This window comes from Streptomyces sp. NPDC007162, assembly GCF_040634175.1.
Classification (GTDB): domain Bacteria; phylum Actinomycetota; class Actinomycetes; order Streptomycetales; family Streptomycetaceae; genus Streptomyces.
This window is the reverse complement of record NZ_JBEYFC010000882.1, coordinates 1-2,248: the sequence shown is the minus strand read 5'-3', so window position 1 is coordinate 2,248 and position 2,248 is coordinate 1. Positions and strand designations below refer to the sequence as shown.

General features: G+C 70.9%; 1 protein-coding gene. It reads left to right on the top strand.

What is annotated here, in order from left to right; translation table 11 throughout:
• Positions 1-150: 150 nt before the first annotated feature.
• Complete coding sequence (gene dxs, locus ABZ646_RS45335; protein ID WP_360533280.1) at positions 151-2,067, top strand: 1-deoxy-D-xylulose-5-phosphate synthase; 1,917 nt, start codon at positions 151-153, stop codon at positions 2,065-2,067.
• The last annotated feature ends 181 nt before the right edge of the window (positions 2,068-2,248 follow it).

The following is a 2,248-nucleotide window of genomic DNA, read 5'->3' as shown; positions in this document are numbered from 1 at the left end:
GGGCCACAGCTGTGTCTCAGGAACCCTTTTGATGGGTACTGCCGTTCGCGTGACGTATGACGTACAGCCCGCGCGTCGGCCGCCCGGGCGGAACATTAGACTCGACGAGCCCGGCAACAGCTCGATCAGCTCTACTGCAAGGAGGCACGGGTGCCGCTGCTGACCCGTATCAGGGGACCGCGCGATCTGGACCGGCTCAGCACCGAGGAGCTGGTCCAGCTGGCAGAGGAGATCCGGACCTTCCTCGTGGAAGCGGTCTCCAAGACCGGCGGACACCTCGGTCCCAACCTGGGCGTGGTCGAGCTCACCATCGCCCTGCACCGTGTCTTCGAGTCGCCGAAGGACAAGGTGCTCTGGGACACCGGCCACCAGTCCTACGTGCACAAGCTGCTCACCGGCCGCCAGGACTTCTCCAAGCTCAAGCAGAAGGGCGGCCTGTCCGGCTACCCCTCGCAGGCGGAGTCCGAGCACGACGTCATCGAGAACAGCCACGCCTCCACGGTGCTCGGCTGGGCCGACGGCATCGCCAAGGGCAACCAGCTGCTCGAACGCGACAGCCACGTCGTCGCCGTGATCGGTGACGGCGCCCTGACCGGCGGCATGGCCTGGGAGGCGCTGAACAACATCGCCGACGCCAAGGACCGCCCGCTGGTCATCGTCGTCAACGACAACGAGCGCTCGTACGCCCCGACCATCGGCGGCCTCGCCAACCACCTGGCCACCCTGCGCACCACCGACGGCTACGAGCGCTTCCTGGCCCGCGGCAAGGACCTCCTGGAGCGCACCCCGGTCGTCGGCAGGCCGCTCTACGACACCCTGCACGGCGCCAAGAAGGGGCTCAAGGACTTCATCGCCCCGCAGGGCATGTTCGAGGACCTCGGCCTGAAGTACGTCGGCCCGATCGACGGCCACGACATCGAGGCCCTGGAGTCGGCCCTGGCCCGCGCCAAGCGGTTCGGCGGCCCGGTGATCGTGCACTGCCTCACCGAGAAGGGCCGCGGCTACCAGCCCGCCCTCCAGGACGAGGCCGACCGCTTCCACGGGATCGGCCCCATCCATCCCGACACCGGCCTGCCGGTCAAGGCCTCCGGCGCCGACTGGACCTCCGTCTTCGGCGACGAGATGGTCGAGCTCGGCAAGGAACGCGCGGACATCGTCGCCATCACGGCGGCCATGCTCCAGCCGGTCGGCCTGAAGAAGTTCGCGGACACGTTCCCGGAGCGGATCTACGACGTCGGCATCGCGGAACAGCACGGCGCCGTCTCCGCCGCCGGCCTCGCCACCGCGGGCCTGCACCCGGTCTTCGCCGTGTACGCCACCTTCCTCAACCGCGCCTTCGACCAGGTCCTGATGGACGTGGCCCTGCACCGCTGCGGGGTGACCTTCGTGCTGGACCGGGCCGGGGTCACCGGCACCGACGGCGCCTCCCACAACGGCATGTGGGACATGTCGATCCTCCAGGTCGTCCCCGGCCTCAGGCTCGCCGCCCCGCGCGACGCCGACCAGGTCCGCGCCCAGCTGCGCGAGGCCGTCGAGGTCGACGACGCCCCGACCGTCGTCCGCTTCTCCAAGGGCGCGGTCGGTCCCGCCGTACCCGCCGTGGGCACGGTGGGCGGCATGGACGTGCTGCGCGAGCCCGGCACCGACACCCCGGACGTCCTCCTGGTCTCCGTGGGCGCCCTCGCGCCGATGTGCCTGGAGATCGCCGGCCTCCTCGACAAGCAGGGCATCTCCACCACGGTGGTGGACCCCCGCTGGGTGAAGCCGGTCGACGAGGCGATGGCCCCGCTGGCCGAGCGGCACCGGGTGGTCGTCACCGTGGAGGACAACGTCCGCGTCGGCGGCGTCGGCTCCAGCATCGCCCAGGCCCTGCGGGACGCGGGCGTGGACGTCCCCCTCCGCGACTTCGGCATCCCGCCCCGCTTCCTGGACCACGCCTCCCGCCCCGAGATCATGGCGGAGATCGGTCTGACGGCCCCCGACATCGCCCGCCAGGTCACCGGCCTGGTGGCGAAGCTGGACGGCCAGCCGACGGATGTGACTTCGGTGGAGGCCGCAAGAGACTGAGCTGCAACGCGCCCGAAGGGGCGCTGGGGGTCCCCCGGCCGAAGGCTGGGGGAGGAACTGCGCGACCAGCCCCCACCGACCCGCAGCCCCAACCCAACCCGAACCACCCCGATGGGCCGGTCTCCCTCACCCCTCCGGTGGCGAGACCGGCCCATCTGCGTGAACCTGCCTTTGCCGGGCA